The sequence below is a fragment of the Streptomyces sp. NBC_00236 genome (assembly GCF_036195045.1).
Taxonomy (GTDB): domain Bacteria; phylum Actinomycetota; class Actinomycetes; order Streptomycetales; family Streptomycetaceae; genus Streptomyces.
The window spans coordinates 7,524,327-7,539,711 of record NZ_CP108100.1; the positions used below are offsets into that span (position 1 = coordinate 7,524,327).

Genomic DNA, 15,385 nt, shown 5'->3' on the forward strand with positions numbered 1-15,385 from the left:
GCCGGCCCGACGGGCAGTCCAGCCCGTCCCGCGTTTGAGGAGCGGGGTCCGGGGCGAAGCCCCGGTTACGGGAAGGGGCGGGGAGAGGGCCCGCCGCAGGCGCACCCCTTCCCCGCTCCACCCCGCCGGGGCTACCGCTTCTTGCCGCCCTGCTTCGGATCCAGCAGCCCCGCCCGCCGCAACGCGTCGGCCATCGCCCCATTGGCCGGAGCCGCGGCCGGCGCCTGACGAGCACCGCCACCGTTGCCGCCCCCGCCACCGCGCCGGTCACGCCCCTGGCCGCCCTGGCCGCCCCGCGCACCCGATTCGCCCTGGCCCTGCCGTTGCCGCGGCGGACGCCCGCCGCGCTCACCGGCAGCGGCACCGGAACCCGCACCGGAGCCCGCCCCCGCACCCGCCTCGTCGTCCAGCCGCAGCGTCAACGAGATCCGCTTCCGCGGGATGTCGACCTCCATGACCTTGACCTTCACGATGTCACCCGGCTTCACGACATCCCGCGGGTCCTTCACGAAGGTCCTCGACATGGCCGACACATGTACCAGGCCGTCCTGGTGCACCCCGATGTCGACGAACGCCCCGAACGCCGCGACGTTGGTCACGACGCCCTCCAGCACCATCCCGGAGGCGAGGTCGCCGATCTTCTCGACGCCTTCCTTGAAGGTGGCCGTCTTGAAGGCCGGACGCGGGTCGCGCCCCGGCTTCTCCAGCTCCTTGATGATGTCGGTGACGGTCGGCAGCCCGAACTTCTCGTCCACGTAGTCGTCGGCCCGGATCGACCGCAGCACACTCGTGTTGCCGATCAGCGAGGCGACGTCACTCCCCGTCCGCTTCACCATCGCCCGGACCACGGGGTACGCCTCCGGGTGCACGCTGGACGCGTCCAGCGGGTCCTCGCCCCGGATCCGCAGGAAGCCCGCGCACTGCTCGTACGCCTTCGGGCCAAGCCGGGCCACGTCCTTGAGGCCCTTGCGGGAACGGAACGGTCCGTTGGCGTCGCGGTGCGCCACGATGTTCTCCGCGAGCCCCGAACCGATCCCGGAGACCCGTGAAAGCAGTGGCGCGGACGCGGTGTTGACGTCGACCCCGACGCCGTTCACACAGTCCTCGACGACCGCGTCCAGCGACCGCGACAGCTTCACCTCGGACAGGTCGTGCTGGTACTGCCCGACCCCGATGGACTTCGGGTCGATCTTCACCAGCTCGGCGAGGGGGTCCTGGAGCCGGCGCGCGATCGAGACGGCGCCGCGCAACGAGACGTCCATGTCGGGGAGTTCCTGCGAGGCGAAGGCCGAGGCCGAATAGACGGAGGCGCCGGCCTCCGACACCATCACCTTGGTGAGCTTCAACTCCGGGTGCCTGTCGCACAGTTCACCGGCGAGCTTGTCCGTCTCGCGGGATGCCGTGCCGTTGCCGATCGCGATCAGGTCGACATCGTGCGCCTTCGCCAGCTGTTCCAGCTTGGCGAGCGCCTGGTCCCACTTGTTCGCCGGGACGTGCGGGTAGATGACATCGGTCGCGACGACCTTGCCGGTCGCGTCGACGACGGCGACCTTCACCCCGGTACGGAAGCCGGGGTCGAGCCCCAGCGTGGACCGCGTGCCGGCCGGCGCCGCCAGCAGCAGATCGCGCAGGTTGGACGCGAAGACGCGCACGGCCTCGTCCTCCGCCGCGGTGCGCAGCCGCAGTCGTAGATCGATCCCGAGGTGGACGAGGATCCGGGTCCGCCACGCCCAGCGCACGGTGTCCGCCAGCCACTTGTCGCCGGGGCGCCCGCGGTCGTTCACCCCGAAGCGGCGGGCCACCATGTTCTCGTACGACGACGGGCCCGGCGTCTCGGACGGCTCCTCCGGCTCCAGGACCAGGTCGAGGACGTCCTCCTTCTCGCCCCGGAGCATCGCCAGTACCCGGTGCGAGGGCAGCGCGGTGAACGGCTCCGCGAAGTCGAAGTAGTCCGCGAACTTGGCGCCCGCCTCCTCCTTGCCCTCCCGCACCCTGGCCACCAGCCGCCCGCGCGACCACATGCGCTCACGCAGGTCGCCGATCAGGTCGGCGTCCTCCGAGAAGCGCTCGGTGAGGATGGCCCGGGCTCCCTCCAGGGCCGCCGAGGCGTCCGCGACCCCCTTGTCCGCGTCGACGAAGGCCGCGGCCGCGGCGAGCGGATCCGTCGACGGGTCGTCGAGCAGGCCCGAGGCGAGCGGTTCGAGACCCGCTTCACGCGCGATCTGGGCCTTGGTCCGCCGCTTCGGCTTGAACGGCAGGTAGATGTCCTCCAGCCGGGCCTTCGTGTCGGCGGCCCGGATCTGCGCCTCCAGCGCCTCGTCGAGCTTGCCCTGCTCCCGTACGGATTCGAGGATCGCCGCCCGGCGTTCCTCCAGCTCCCGCAGATACCGCAACCGCTCCTCGAGCGTGCGCAGCTGCGCATCGTCGAGCATCTCGGTCGCTTCCTTGCGGTAGCGCGCGATGAACGGCACGGTCGATCCGCCGTCGAGCAGCTCGACGGCCGCCTTCACCTGTCGCTCGCGTACGCCGAGCTCCTCGGCGATCCTGCCTTCGATGGACGTCGTCACGGTTCTACCGACTCGCCTTCTCCTGCTGGCTGTGCTGGTCGGGCCCGGGACCGCCCGTTCGGGCGGGCACCGGAGCCACTCGCCTGCATTGTGCCGGGTGGCCGCGTGCCGTGTCGCCCGACCACCCCAGATACCGGCCGCCGTTTTCCGGCAGGTCAGCCGGTCGCTTCCGCAGGAAACGCGCCGGCCGCCAGCGCGATGCCGAGGAATCCGCGCCCCAGCTCCGTCAGCCGGGCCACGCCCGCGCCGCCGAGATGCTCGTACGGTGCCAGGTCCATCCGGTCCGTGGTCTCCTCCAGACCTGCCCGCAGTGCGGTGCCCTCGTCCGTCAATTCACCCTCGGGGGTGAGCAGTCCACGCTCGCGCAGCCGCGCGGACGCGTCCTCCCAGTCGGTGCGCCGCCAGCCGCGGCTGGCCAGGATCCAGCGCGGCGCCATGCCCTTGCCGGTGGCCGTGTGGCTCACCAGGGCCTCCATCGGGTCGAGCGAGGCCGCGAGCAGAGCGGCGAGATGCGCGTCGCCGCGGTGCTCACGCAGCAGCGTCGCGGCGTGCCAGTACGCCAGGTGCGGCTGCTGCGGCACCGGCAGGTCGGCGTGCGCCGCGTAGAGCGGCCGGGCGTGTCGCGTGCAGCCCTCGGTGGCGCGCAGGGCCAGCTCGGCCGCCTCGGCCATCTCGGGGGAGGCGATGACCTCCTCGCCGAGCAGCCGGCGCAGCGTCGAGTCGGCGGCACGCAGCCGCGCCTTCAGGACCGCCTCGGGCGAGGCGATGTCCCAGACGGCGGGCACGTGCCTGGCCACGAGCTCGTGGTTGAAGTTGTAGAACGTGGCGGTGACCGTGCCCGGGCCGACCGCGCCCATGGCTGCCGCACGCGCGGCGAAGTAGGCGGCGGAAGGATCGTCGATACCGATCCCGCCGAGCTCCTTGCCGAGGTCGGGGGAGAAGTAGAGCGCGGAGTGCAGCGGGTTGAGGGCGTTGTGGCAGCGGCGTCCGGCACGGGGCGGAAGAGTACTCATACCCGCACGTTACCGACTGGTCGGTACGTGCCGGAACCCCAGGGCCCGGTGAATCACGCCGCATCCCTGGATGGCAGGAAAGGTGGGTAACCCGTCATTGCGGCCTTCTGCCCGGCTGCCCAGGATGGCTGACATGAAGCAGCGATCCGTCCTCGTCGTCCTCTTCGACGGCATCCAGAGCCTCGATGTCACCGGGCCCCTGGAGGTCTTCGCCGGCGCCTCCCGGTTCCCGGAGGTCACGTACGAGCTGCGCACCGCCTCGCTGGACGGCGCGCCGGTGCGCTCGTCCAGCGGTCTCGTGCTGGTCCCCGACGGCAGCCTCGCCGACGCCGCGACGCCCCACACCCTCCTCGTCCCGGGCGGTGAGGGCACCCGGGAACCCGCCCCCGACCTCGTCGACTGGCTGCGCCTGCACGGCCCGCGCCCCGAACGGCTCGTCTCCGTGTGCAGCGGCGCCCTGCTCCTCGCCGCGGCCGGACAGCTGGACGGGCACCGGGTGACCACCCACTGGAACGTCTGCGACCACCTGGCGCGCACCTACCCGGCCGTCGAGGTCGACCCCGAGCCGATCTTCGTACGCGACGGCCGGCTCGCCACCTCCGCCGGGGTCACCGCGGGCATCGACCTCGCGCTCGCCCTCGTCGAGGAGGACCACGGCCGGGAGGTGGCCCTCACGGTCGCCCGCCACCTGGTGGTCTTTCTGCGCAGACCGGGGAACCAGTCCCAGTTCAGTGCCCAGCTCACCGCCCAGACGGCCCGTCGCGAACCGCTGCGCGAGGTCCAGCACTGGATCACCGAACATCCCGGCGGGGACCTCTCCGTCGAATCGCTCGCCGCCCGCGCCCGGCTCTCGCCCCGCCATTTCGCCCGCGCGTTCCAGGCGGAGACCGGCATGACGCCCGGCCGGTACGTCGACCGCGTGCGCCTCGAACAGGCCCGCCGGCTCCTGGAGGACACCACGGACGGCGTCACCGGGATCGCGCGCGCCTGTGGCTACGGAACCCCGGAGGCGATGCGCCGGGCGTTCCTCAAGGCGCTGGGCACGGGACCCGCCGAATACCGGCGGCGGTTCAGCCCACGCCCGGCGGGCGACCCCGGCACCACCACGAGGCAGCTCACCCACTGACCGGAAGGCAGGCACCCATGCAGATCGCCATCGTCCTCTTCGACCGCTTCACGGCGCTGGACGCCGTGGGACCGTACGAGATCCTGAGCCGGACGCCCGGCGCCGAGACCGTGTTCGTCGCCGAGTCGGCCGGCGCGGTGCGCAACGACAGCGGCGGCAGCCTGGCGCTGGTCGCCGACCGGACACTGGCCGACGTCCCGGCACCCGACCTGGTGATCGTCCCCGGTGGCCCCGGGCAGAGCGCCCAGATGGAGAACGAGACCCTCCTCGGCTGGCTGCGCCGGGTCGACGCCACCAGTACCTGGACGACCTCCGTCTGTACCGGATCGCTGCTGCTCGGGGCCGCGGGACTCCTGAAGGGGCGGCGCGCCACCTCGCACTGGCTCGCGCTGGAGACGCTGAAGGAGTACGGCGCGGAGCCGACCGGCGAACGCGTGGTCACCGACGGCAAGTACGTCACCGCCGCGGGCGTCTCGTCCGGCATCGACATGGGCCTCACCCTCCTCGGCCGGATCGCCGGTGACGAGCACGCCCAGGCCGTGCAACTGCTCGCGGAGTACGACCCGCAGCCGCCCTACGACACGGGATCACCCGAGAAGGCCCCGGCCGCCATGGTCGAGCAGTGGCGGGCCAGGAGCCGCTTCATCCTCGAGTAGCGCGAGCAGCGGGCCCTACGCTCCGGCCGGCCAGGTGAAGCGGGGCGAGCGGCGTTCCAGGAAGGCGGCGACCCCCTCCGCGGTGTCGCCGCTGCCCCGCGCCTGCTCCGCCCAGTACGCGTCCCGGTCCACACGCCCGGCGGCGAACTCCTTCGCAGCCGCCTGGGTCAGCTGCGAACGGGACACCAGCGTCCGTACATACGCCTCGACCCGCTTGGACAGCTCGCCCGCGGGCAGCACCTCGTCCACCAGACCGGTCCGCAGCGCCCGGTCCGTCCCGATCAGCTCACCGGAGAACAGCAGGTGCTTGGCGGTCGCCGGCCCGGTGAGCGCGACCAGCCGCCGCGTCGACGAGGCGGGGTAGACGATGCCCAGCTTCGCCGGGGTGACGCCGAACGACGCCCCCTCCTGCGCGAACCGCAGATCGCAGGCGGCCGCCAGCTGACTGCCCCCGCCCACGCAGTAGCCGCGCACCGCGGCGAGCGTCGGCCGGGGGAAGGCGGCCAGCGCCTCCTCCGCCGCCAGGGCGAGACCCTGCGGGGCGCCCGAGGGGTCGCGGAGCGAGGAGATGTCCGCGCCGGCACAGAAGGTGTCCCCGGCGCCGGTCAGCACCAGGGCGCGCACCGTCGGGTCGGCGGCCAGCCCTTCGAGCAGCAAGGGCAGCGCCTGCCACATCGCGGCCGTCATCGCGTTGCGCTTGGCGGGGTTGCTGATGACGACGGTGGCGACGCCGTCCGCCACAGTGTGCTCCAGGCGGGGTTCCGTACGGTCCATACGCCGGATGCTATCCATGCTGTTCGAACCTATGATCAAGAAGGGGTCGCGAAGCAGGTACCCACCCCGAGGAGTGTCCGGTGGCCGATCCCGTCAAAGAGGGCAGGAAGCTCCACCGCAGTTTCAGCGGTCTGGCCCTGCTCGGCATCCTGCTCGTCGTCGCCGGCCTGGTCGGCCTCGTCTACACGGGCGTCGCGACGCTCACCTCGATGATCCTCTTCGGCTGGCTGCTGCTCATCGGCGGACTGGTCGGGCTGCTCCACGCGATCCAGTCGCGCGGCACCAGTTACTTCTGGCTGGGCGTCGTGGTCGCGGCACTGAACATCGCCGCCGGAGTCGTCGTCATCCGCCACCCCCACGGCACCGCCGAGGCACTGACCATGTTCGCCGCGCTGCTGTTCCTCACGGGCGGGGTGTTCCGCCTCGTCGGCAGCGTCGTGGTGCGCGGCCCCCAGTTCGGCTGGACGCTGCTGCAGGGTGCGTTCGGACTGCTGCTCGGGCTGCTGGTCCTCTTCGACTGGCCGCACAGCAGCCTCTACGTACTCGGCTGCTTCTTCTCGCTCGCGCTGCTCTTCGACGGGCTGGGGCTCATCGCGATCGGTGTCGGCGGCCGGCGGATCGTGTCGATGGTCTCGGACCAGATGGCACCCGGCGCCGACGCGGACGGCCTCTCGAAGGAAGGGTAGAAGCGGTCCGAAAGCTGACGGACCCGCACCGATTCGGTCAAGTTCCGTCGATTGGAGTCGACTTCTGTTCAGTGGTACGGACCGAGCCGACTACGCCCCGCACCCTGTACTCGACGTGCAGTCACCATCGAGTGGAGAGCGGGTACCGGACAATGGAGAGCCGCGGGAGTGTCCCCGCCCGGCCCGTGTCGTACGAAGGGGTCTGGCGGTTCACCGCCCCGGCCACGGACGTCTCCGTACCCCAGGCCCGGCACGCCGTACGCGATCTGCTGGAGCGCCAGGGCGTCCCCCTGGACGACGACATCGCCCAGGGTCTGCTGCTCATCGTCTCCGAACTGGCGACCAACGCCGTGAAGCACGCCGCACTGCTCTCGCCGGAGCTCGCGGTCGAGGTCGCCGTGGGCGCCGAGTGGATCAGGGTGTCCGTCGAGGACAACCACCCCTACCGGCCGACGGCGCTGGAGACGGACTACGCGCAGACCGGTGGGCGCGGGCTCCTGCTCGTCCGTGAGATCACCCGGGAAGCGGGCGGCACCTGCGACGTGGAGCACACCGCGGGCGGCGGAAAGGTCATCTGGGCGGCCCTGCCGCTCAGCACCCGGCTGTGACCCCTCCGCGCCGGCGGGTCGCGCCTACCAGCCCGCGGCCGGTCCGGTCAGCTCCCGGATCGCGGGGCGGGCGGCGTCCAGAACCGTCATGAACCAGGCGGAGAAGGGAGCCCGGGCATGCCGCTCGGTCAGCTCCCCGGCCGTCACGAAGGCCGTCTCGCCCACCTCCTCGGGATCCGGCCGCAGCTGCTCCTGGGCCATGCCCACGAAAAGGTGGTTGAACTCCTGCTCGACCAGACCCGACGCGGGATCCGGGTGGTTGTAGCGCACTGTGCCCGCCTCGGCCAGCAGCGAGGGCGAGACACCGAGCTCCTCGTACGTCCGCCGGGCGGCGGCGGCGAAGGGCGCCTCACCCGGATAGGGGTGGCCGCAGCAGGTGTTGGACCAGACACCGGGGGAGTGGTACTTGCCGAGTGCGCGGCGCTGGAGCAACAGCCGGCCCTGCTCGTCGAAGAGGAACACGGAGAACGCCCGGTGCAGTTGACCCGGTGCCTGGTGGGCGGCGAGCTTCTCCGCCGTGCCGATGGTGGTGCCGTTCTCGTCGACCAGTTCGAGCATGATCGCTTCTGCTGCGCCGTTCGACGAGTTGTTCGCCGCGGTGGCTGGTGTGGTCGGCATACCCATCCTTCGCTATGGACTCGGCCCCCAGGGCCTGTCCCGTCGAGTCTGCTCAAGTCTGCCGTACAAAAGCGGCTTGTCCGCACTTCGGGTGCTGGCATGTCCGGCTCCGCCGCACCACCCGCGCGCGCCGGGACCCGGACGGCTCGTCAGATCCCGAACGCCGCCGGAGACGCGCCGCGCCGCTCATGCGCGGGGGCGGTGGCCACCGGGGCCGGTGCGAGTGCCGGTACGCCCCCGGCCGGACAGCGGGTCGGCAGGGCGCAGGCGGCGAGGGATCCGGCGGGCGCCTCGGCGACGTACGAGAGCCCGGGCAACCGGTCCGACGGGTCCTCGCGCAGGGCGTCGACCGGGCCGGCTTCTGCCTCCGTCGGGAACGCGGCGGCGTTGACGGCGTGCACGGCGGCGAAGTCGGCAGCGGTCCCGGGGCGGGTGGTCCAGCGGGATTCGGCGGACGGACGCCCTGAATCGCGGTCCTGCGGGGGTGGAGAAGGCGAGTCGTTCAGGGAGTGGTCGTCGTCGGTCAACGTGGGCAGCCCTTGAGTGATTCGTACATCGCTGCGAAAACCCTACACCGCGGGTTCGCCGGGCCCCGTGTCAGTGGCAGAGCTTCGCCTCGTGCTCGGCGTGGCCGCTCGGTTCCAGCTGGAAGGTGCAGTGCTCGACGTCGAAGTGGTCGCCGAGGCAGCCCTGCAGCTCATGGAGGAGCTTCTCGTGCCCGATCGAGTCGAGGAACTCCTGGTGCACCACGACATGGGCGGAGAGGACCGGCATGCCCGAGGTGATCGTCCAGGCGTGCAGGTCATGGACGTCCAGCACCCCGGGCAGAGCCGTGATGTGGTCGCGCACCTCGCCCATGTCGACCCCGGGCGGCGCCGACTCCAGCAGGACGTTCAGCGTCTCGCGGAGCAGCTTCACCGTGCGCGGGACGATCATGAGCCCGATGAGCAGGGATGCGGCCGGGTCCGCGGCCTGCCAGCCCGTCGCCAGGATGATGCCGGCCGAGACCAGCACGGTCACCGAGCCCAGGGCGTCCGCCAGCACCTCCAGGTAGGCGCCGCGCACGTTGAGGCTGTCCTTCTGTCCGCGCATCAGCAGGGACAGCGACACCATGTTCGCGACCAGGCCGACCAGGGCGAAGGCGATCGTCAACCCGCCCCGGGTCTCGGCCGGGGTGATGAAACGCTCCACCGCCTCGAAGAGCAGATAGCCGCCCACCCCGAGCAGCAGGACGCAGTTGGCCAGCGCGGCGAGGATCTCCGCACGGGCGTATCCGAAGGTCCGGTTCGGCCCGGCCGGTCTGTTCGCGAAGTGGATCGCCAGCAGCGCCATGCCCAGCCCGAGGGCGTCGGTCGCCATGTGGGCGGCGTCGGCGATCAGCGCGAGGGAGCCCGACAGCACTCCTCCGACGACCTCCATGACCGCCACGGCGAGCGTGATGCCCAGCGCGATCCTCAGCCGCCCCTTGTACGCGGCGGCCGCCGTGCCGGTGGGCGCGGGCCCTCCGTGCGCATGTCCGTGATCGTGCCCTGCCCCCATGGGGACGCCTCCCGGTCGTCTGCGGGCCCGGACGCGAACGGCCCGGGCACTGTCAGTGAACTACGGGTGGGGGGTATCGGGCAACACGGCACTGAACACCGTTGTCAACTGCTCTGACCTGCGGAAATGCTTGCAGGTCAGAGCGGCGGACCAGCCCGTTCGAGGGCCTAACGGGCCGCTGCGCCGGGGTGGTGCAGCTGCCAGCCCTGCCAGGCCGACTCGACCATCTCGCGTACCCCGCGCCCCGCCGTCCAGCCCAGCTCCCCGGACATCCGCTCGCACGAGGCGACCGCCTTGGCGGCGTCCCCGGCCCGGCGCGGCTCGATCTCCGGCTTCAGCTCGTGGCCGGTGACCTCCGCGACCAGACCGGCGAGCTCGCGCACCGAGACGCCTTCGCCGCGGCCGATGTTCACGGTCAGGTCCCCGGGACCGTCCTGCGCAGCAAGTTGCCGGGCCACGGCCAGATGAGCGTCGGCCAGATCGGCCACGTGGATGTAGTCGCGGATGCAGGTGCCGTCCGGCGTGGGGTAGTCGGCACCGAAGATCCGCGGCGCCTCACCGCGGGTCAGCCGGTCGAAGAACATCGGGATCACGTTGAAGACACCGGTGTCCGACAGCCGCGGCTCGGCGGCGCCCGCCACGTTGAAGTAGCGCAGACAGCCCGTGGACAGGCCGTGCGCCCGCCCGGCCGCCCGCACCAGCCACTCGCCGGCGAGCTTGGTCTCGCCGTACGGATTGATCGGGGCGCAGGGCTCGTCCTCGGTGATCATCTCCGCCTCCGGTACGCCGTAGACCGCGGCCGACGACGAGAACAGGAAGCGCCGCACCCCGGCGGCCGCGACGGCCTCCAGGAGGACGTTCAGTCCGGTGACGTTCTCCCGGTAGTACAGAAGCGGCTTCTCGACGGATTCACCGACCTGCTTCTTCGCTGCGAGATGCACCACACCGGTCACCTCGTGCTCCGCGAGCACCCGGTCCAGCAGCGCACGGTCGGCCGCCGAGCCCCGAACCAGCGGGACGTCGTCCGCCAGCCGGTCCGGATTGCCCGTCGAGAGGTCGTCGAGCACGACCACCCGCTCCCCGGCTCGCGTCATCGCCCGCACCACGTGGGCCCCGATGTATCCGGCTCCGCCGGTGATCAGCCATGTCATGGCGGCCAGGGTAGAGGGTCGGGCGCCGGGGGCACGGCGTCGCACGCCCGCCTCCTGTGACGCGGGACCCGTGTTTTGTCAGGCGGGGCGGCCATCGACGATGATGATCGCGGACGGCGCCGGATGATGCCGGTCCGCCCAGAACGGAGCACAAACGGGCAGTGAACTCCCGCTTCCGTTCATCCGATAGCCTCTGCCGACATGCCGCCGGCCGTATTCAGGGCCGCACTGTCGCGCGCCGACCCGTGTCAGCACCAAGGAGTGAGTTCGTCTGTCGACCGCCATTCTCACAGGTGCTCCGGTACCCGGATCCTCGCTCCAGGACGATCTGAGGTCACTGGGCTTCGACGTACAGACCGCCGCCGACGTCACCGAGGCGGCCCGGTTGCTGTCCGCGGTGCCGGCCGAGAGCCGCGTCGCCCTCGTCGATCCCCGCTTCGTCGGTCATGTTCACGCCCTACGGCTCGGACTGACCGACCCCCGCTTCCCCGCCGCCACCGTTCCCGGAGCGCTCACCGCGCAGCCCGAGGCGCGTCCCGCCCTGGTCCGCGCCCTGCGCACCACCACCGAGGCGGTCGGCGCCGGCGTTCCCACAGGCCCGCCCGGCGGCACCGTCACGGTCACCGACCGCACCGTGCCCGGCCGGCTCGCCGCCACCATGGACGCCGAGGGCACCGCGGTCCAGCGCCCGGAGCTCGGCTCGCTCGTCGCCACCGTGCCGGCGGACGAGGCCGCACGCGCCACCGCGCAGTCCGGTGTCGCCGCCGTCGACGACGAGGCGGTCCGGCTGCGCGGCGCCGTGAAGGCCCGCGACGGCTTCTTCACCACGTACTGCATCAGCCCGTACTCGCGCTACATCGCCCGCTGGTGCGCGCGTCGCGGGTTCACCCCGAACCAGGTCACCACCGCGTCCCTGCTGACCGCGCTGGTCGCGGCCGGCTGCGCCGCCACCGGCACCCGCGGCGGCTACGTCGCCGCCGGGCTGCTCCTCCTCTTCTCCTTCGTGCTGGACTGCACCGACGGGCAGCTCGCCCGCTACTCGCTGCAGTACTCGACGATGGGCGCCTGGCTCGACGCCACCTTCGACCGGGCCAAGGAGTACGCCTACTACGCGGGCCTCGCCCTCGGCGCGGCACGCGGCGGTGACGACGTCTGGGCGCTGGCGCTCGGCGCGATGGTGCTCCAGTCCTGCCGCCACGTGATCGACTTCTCGTTCAACGAGGCGAACCACGACGCGGTCGCGAACTCCAGCCCCACCGCCGCCCTCTCCGACAAGCTCGACAGCGTCGGCTGGACGGTCTGGGTGCGCCGCATGATCGTGCTCCCGATCGGTGAGCGCTGGGCGATGATCGCGGTGCTGACCGCGGTGACCACCCCGCGGATCGTGTTCTACGCGCTGCTCGTCGGCTGTACCTTCGCGGCCTGCTACACCACCGCCGGCCGGCTGCTGCGGTCCCTGACCCGCAAGGCCCGCCGCACCGACCGCGCCGCCCAGGCACTCGCCGACCTCGCCGACTCCGGTCCGGTCGCCGAACTCGTGGCGGCCCGCGGCCCCCGGATCCCCGGCGCCTGGAGCGCCCCCGTGGTGGCGGTCGTCGGAACCGGCGCACTGATCGCGGCCGCACTGCAGCAGCCCTTCGGCAGCCGGCAGATGATCGCCGCAGCCGTCTTCTACGCGATCTGCTCCGGCGTAGCCGTCGCCCGCCCGCTCAAGGGCGCACTCGACTGGCTCGTACCCCCCGTCTTCCGGGCGGCGGAGTACTGCACGATCCTCATCCTGGCCGCGCGCAGCGACGTCGACGGTGCGCTTCCCGCGGCCTTCGGCCTGGTCTCGGCGGTCGCCTACCATCACTACGACACGGTGTACCGCATCCGAGGCGGCACCGGCGCCCCGCCGCAGTGGCTGGTGCGCACGATCGGCGGTCACGAGGGCCGGACCCTGGTGGTGGCCGTACTCGCCGCCGTACTCACGGGGGCCTCCGACTTCACCGTGGCCCTCACCGCCCTCGCGGTTGCCGTGGCACTGGTCGTGCTCGTGGAATCCATCCGTTTCTGGGTGTCCTCCGGGGCGCCCGCCGTTCACGACGAAGGAGAACCCGCATGATCGGCCTCGTACTGGCAGCCGGCGCAGGACGGCGCCTGCGCCCCTACACCGACACGCTCCCCAAGGCCCTCGTGCCGGTGGACGGCGAGAAGACGGTCCTCGACCTCACGCTGGCCAACTTCGCCGAGATCGGGCTCACCGAGGTCGCGATCGTCGTCGGTTACCGCAAGGAAGCGGTCTACGACCGCAAGGAGGAGCTGGAGGCGAAGTACGGCCTGAAGCTCACCCTCGTCGACAACGACAAGGCCGAGGAGTGGAACAACGCCTACTCCCTGTGGTGCGCCCGTGAGGTCCTCAAGCGCGGAGTGATCCTCGCCAACGGCGACACCGTCCACCCCGTCTCCGTCGAGCGGACCCTGCTGGACGCGCGCGGCAAGGGCCAGAAGATCATCCTCGCCCTCGACACGGTGAAGAACCTCGCCGACGAGGAGATGAAGGTCATCACCGACGGTGACAAGGGCGTGCAGCGGATCACGAAGCTGATGGACCCGGCCACCGCCACGGGCGAGTACATCGGCGTCACCCTCATCGAGGCCGAGGCCGCCGAGGAGCTCGCCGACGCACTCAAGGCGACGTTCGAACGCGACCCGGACCTCTACTACGAGGACGGCTACCAGGAACTCGTCAACCGCGGCTTCACCGTCGACGTGGCCCCCATCGGCGAGGTCACCTGGGTCGAGATCGACAACCACGACGACCTCGCGAAGGGCAGGGAGATCGCGTGCCAGTACTGACCCGACTCATTCCGTCCCCGGTCTTCGTCGACATCAGCCGGGGCGCCATGGACGACCTGGCCGGTCTCCTCGTCGACCAGCGGATCTCCGCATCCGGCAAGCTCGCGATCGCCATCAGCGGCGGCTCCGGGCAGGCCCTGCGCGAGACGCTCGCCCCGGCCCTGCCGGGCGCCGACTGGTACTGCGTCGCCGGCGGCAACATCGACGCCGCCGTGAAGCTGGCCGACGACATCAAGGGCAAGCGCTACGACGCCGTGGTCGGCCTCGGCGGCGGCAAGATCATCGACGTGGCGAAGTACGCCGCGGCCCGGGTCGGCCTGCCGCTCGTCTCGGTCGCCACGAACCTCGCCCACGACGGTCTCTGCTCGCCCGTCGCCACCCTGGACAACGACAACGGCCGGGGCTCCTACGGGGTCCCGATGCCGATCGCCATGGTCATCGACCTCTCGGTGATCCGCCAGGCCCCGGACCGCTTCGTGCGCTCCGGCGTCGGCGACGCGATCTCCAACATCTCCGCGATCGCCGACTGGGAGCTCTCGCACCAGGTCAACAACGAGCAGATCGACGGACTGGCCGCCGCCATGGCCCGTACCGCCGGCGAAGCCGTCCTGCGGCACCCCGGCACCGTCGCCGACGACGAGTTCCTCACGGTCCTGGCCGAGTCGCTGGTGCTCTCCGGCATCGCCATCTCGATCAGCGGAGACACCCGCCCGTCGTCCGGCGCCTGCCACGAGATCAGCCACGCCTTCGACCTGCTCTTCCCCAAGCGGGCCGCCAGCCACGGCGAGCAGGTCGGCCTCGGCGCCGCCTTCGCCATGCACCTGCGCGGCGCCCGCGAGGAGTCCGGCCTCTTCGCCGAGGTCCTGCGCCGGCACGGCCTGCCGGTCGTGCCCGAGGAGATCGGCTTCACCGTCGACGAGTTCGTCCAGGCCGTCGACTACGCCCCGCAGACCCGTCCGGGACGTTTCACGGTCCTGGAGCACCTCAACCTGTCCACCGACCAGATCAGGGACGCGTACGCCGACTATGCCAAGACCATCAGTAGCTGAACTCCGCCCTGTCGTTCACCCCCCGGGCGTCAAGGACCGGCGCAGCGGTGAACACTGGGCGGGCCGGATATACATGCGCGAGGTCTCGCTGCGTGTGGACCGGTACCTGGTGAACACCAAGGTGACGCCCAACCAGCTGACCTACCTGATGACCGTCGCCGGTGTGCTCGCCGCTCCGGCCCTGCTCGTCCCGGGCATCCCCGGCGCGCTGCTCGGCGTCCTCATGGTCCAGCTCTACCTGCTGCTGGACTGTGTCGACGGCGAGCTCGCCCGCTGGAAGAAGCAGTTCTCCCTGGGCGGGGTCTACCTGGACCGGGTCGGCGCCTATCTCTGTGACGCCGCCGTGCTGGTCGGCTTCGGCCTGCGCGCCGCCGACCTGTGGGGCACCGGGCGGATCGACTGGCTGTGGGCCTTCCTGGGTACGCTCGCCGCGCTGGGCGCCATCCTGATCAAGGCCGAGACCGACCTGGTAGGGGTCGCACGCCACCAGGGCGGGCTGCCGCCGGTCAAGGAGTCCGCATCCGAGCCGCGCTCCTCCGGCATGGCGTTCGCCCGCCGGGCCGCCGGTGCGCTCAAGTTCCACCGGCTGATCCTGTGCGTCGAGGCATCGCTGGTCATTCTGGTCGCGGCCGTCCTCGACGCGGTCAGGGACGACCTCTTCTTCAGCCGCCTCGCGGTCGCGGTGCTGGCCGGGATCGCCCTGCTGCAGACCCTCCTCCACCTCGTGTCGGTCCTGGCATCGAGCAGGCTGAAGTGAGCT

The 15,385-nt window shown here is 71.5% G+C and carries 15 protein-coding genes; 8 read left to right on the plus strand and 7 right to left on the minus strand.

All coding sequences use genetic code 11. The features are described 5' to 3' along the window. Positions 1-131: 131 nt before the first annotated feature. Complete coding sequence (locus OG446_RS33495) at positions 132-2,567, minus strand: Tex family protein (protein ID WP_328897549.1); 2,436 nt, start codon at positions 2,565-2,567, stop codon at positions 132-134. A 155-nt stretch (positions 2,568-2,722) separates the two neighbouring features. Continuing rightward, positions 2,723-3,580 carry an SCO6745 family protein gene (locus tag OG446_RS33500; protein WP_328897550.1) on the minus strand — a complete coding sequence of 286 codons (858 nt, stop codon included), beginning with the start codon at positions 3,578-3,580 and terminating at the stop codon, positions 2,723-2,725. 133 nt (positions 3,581-3,713) lie between these two features. Between OG446_RS33500 and OG446_RS33505 the strand changes: the two genes are divergently transcribed. Further along, complete coding sequence (locus tag OG446_RS33505) at positions 3,714-4,706, plus strand: GlxA family transcriptional regulator (protein ID WP_328897551.1); 993 nt, start codon at positions 3,714-3,716, stop codon at positions 4,704-4,706. A 17-nt stretch (positions 4,707-4,723) separates the two neighbouring features. Beyond that, positions 4,724-5,362 carry a DJ-1/PfpI family protein gene (locus OG446_RS33510; protein ID WP_328897552.1) on the plus strand — a complete coding sequence of 213 codons (639 nt, stop codon included), beginning with the start codon at positions 4,724-4,726 and terminating at the stop codon, positions 5,360-5,362. Positions 5,363-5,377: 15 nt separating this feature from the next. On the opposite strand, the gene OG446_RS33515 is transcribed toward OG446_RS33510, so the two are convergent. Next, the gene (locus OG446_RS33515; RefSeq protein ID WP_328897553.1) at positions 5,378-6,136 is read right to left on the minus strand and encodes an enoyl-CoA hydratase/isomerase family protein; all 759 of its coding nucleotides are present in this window, start codon (positions 6,134-6,136) and stop codon (positions 5,378-5,380) included. 80 nt (positions 6,137-6,216) lie between these two features. Here OG446_RS33515 and OG446_RS33520 point away from each other — a divergent pair, with 80 nt between their 5' ends. Together OG446_RS33520 and OG446_RS33525 are read left to right on the plus strand one after the other, a co-directional pair. Next, complete coding sequence (locus OG446_RS33520) at positions 6,217-6,822, plus strand: HdeD family acid-resistance protein (protein WP_328897554.1); 606 nt, start codon at positions 6,217-6,219, stop codon at positions 6,820-6,822. 152 nt (positions 6,823-6,974) lie between these two features. Continuing rightward, positions 6,975-7,430, plus strand: a complete 456-nt coding sequence (locus tag OG446_RS33525) for an ATP-binding protein (protein ID WP_328897555.1) — start codon at positions 6,975-6,977, stop codon at positions 7,428-7,430. Between the two features lie 24 nt (positions 7,431-7,454). On the opposite strand, the gene idi is transcribed toward OG446_RS33525, so the two are convergent. The 4 genes from idi to galE form a co-directional block, all read right to left on the minus strand. Then, entirely contained in the window at positions 7,455-8,048 is a 594-nt protein-coding gene (idi, locus tag OG446_RS33530; RefSeq protein WP_328897556.1) for an isopentenyl-diphosphate Delta-isomerase, read from the minus strand. Positions 8,049-8,197: 149 nt separating this feature from the next. Next, complete coding sequence (locus tag OG446_RS33535; protein WP_328897557.1) at positions 8,198-8,575, minus strand: hypothetical protein; 378 nt, start codon at positions 8,573-8,575, stop codon at positions 8,198-8,200. A 70-nt stretch (positions 8,576-8,645) separates the two neighbouring features. After that, the gene (locus OG446_RS33540) at positions 8,646-9,587 is read right to left on the minus strand and encodes a cation diffusion facilitator family transporter (protein WP_328897558.1); all 942 of its coding nucleotides are present in this window, start codon (positions 9,585-9,587) and stop codon (positions 8,646-8,648) included. A gap of 167 nt (positions 9,588-9,754) precedes the next feature. Further along, positions 9,755-10,738 (minus strand): UDP-glucose 4-epimerase GalE, encoded by a 984-nt coding sequence (gene galE, locus OG446_RS33545; protein ID WP_328897559.1) that lies wholly within the window; start codon positions 10,736-10,738, stop codon positions 9,755-9,757. 328 nt (positions 10,739-11,066) lie between these two features. Between galE and OG446_RS33550 the strand changes: the two genes are divergently transcribed. Genes OG446_RS33550 through OG446_RS33565 form a run of 4 tightly spaced genes read left to right on the plus strand, consistent with a single transcriptional unit; the run spans position 11,067 to position 15,382 of the window. Then, the gene (locus OG446_RS33550; RefSeq protein ID WP_389260210.1) at positions 11,067-12,842 is read left to right on the plus strand and encodes a DUF5941 domain-containing protein; all 1,776 of its coding nucleotides are present in this window, start codon (positions 11,067-11,069) and stop codon (positions 12,840-12,842) included. After that, entirely contained in the window at positions 12,839-13,576 is a 738-nt protein-coding gene (locus OG446_RS33555) for a phosphocholine cytidylyltransferase family protein (protein ID WP_328897560.1), read from the plus strand. Before OG446_RS33550 ends, OG446_RS33555 begins: the two co-directional genes overlap by 4 nt. Continuing rightward, entirely contained in the window at positions 13,564-14,625 is a 1,062-nt protein-coding gene (locus tag OG446_RS33560; protein ID WP_148016969.1) for an iron-containing alcohol dehydrogenase family protein, read from the plus strand. Before OG446_RS33555 ends, OG446_RS33560 begins: the two co-directional genes overlap by 13 nt. After that, positions 14,603-15,382: a CDP-alcohol phosphatidyltransferase family protein gene (locus OG446_RS33565; protein WP_148016970.1), complete on the plus strand. Its 780-nt coding sequence runs from the start codon at positions 14,603-14,605 to the stop codon at positions 15,380-15,382. The genes OG446_RS33560 and OG446_RS33565 overlap by 23 nt, the downstream gene beginning before the upstream one ends. Positions 15,383-15,385 lie beyond the last annotated feature (3 nt).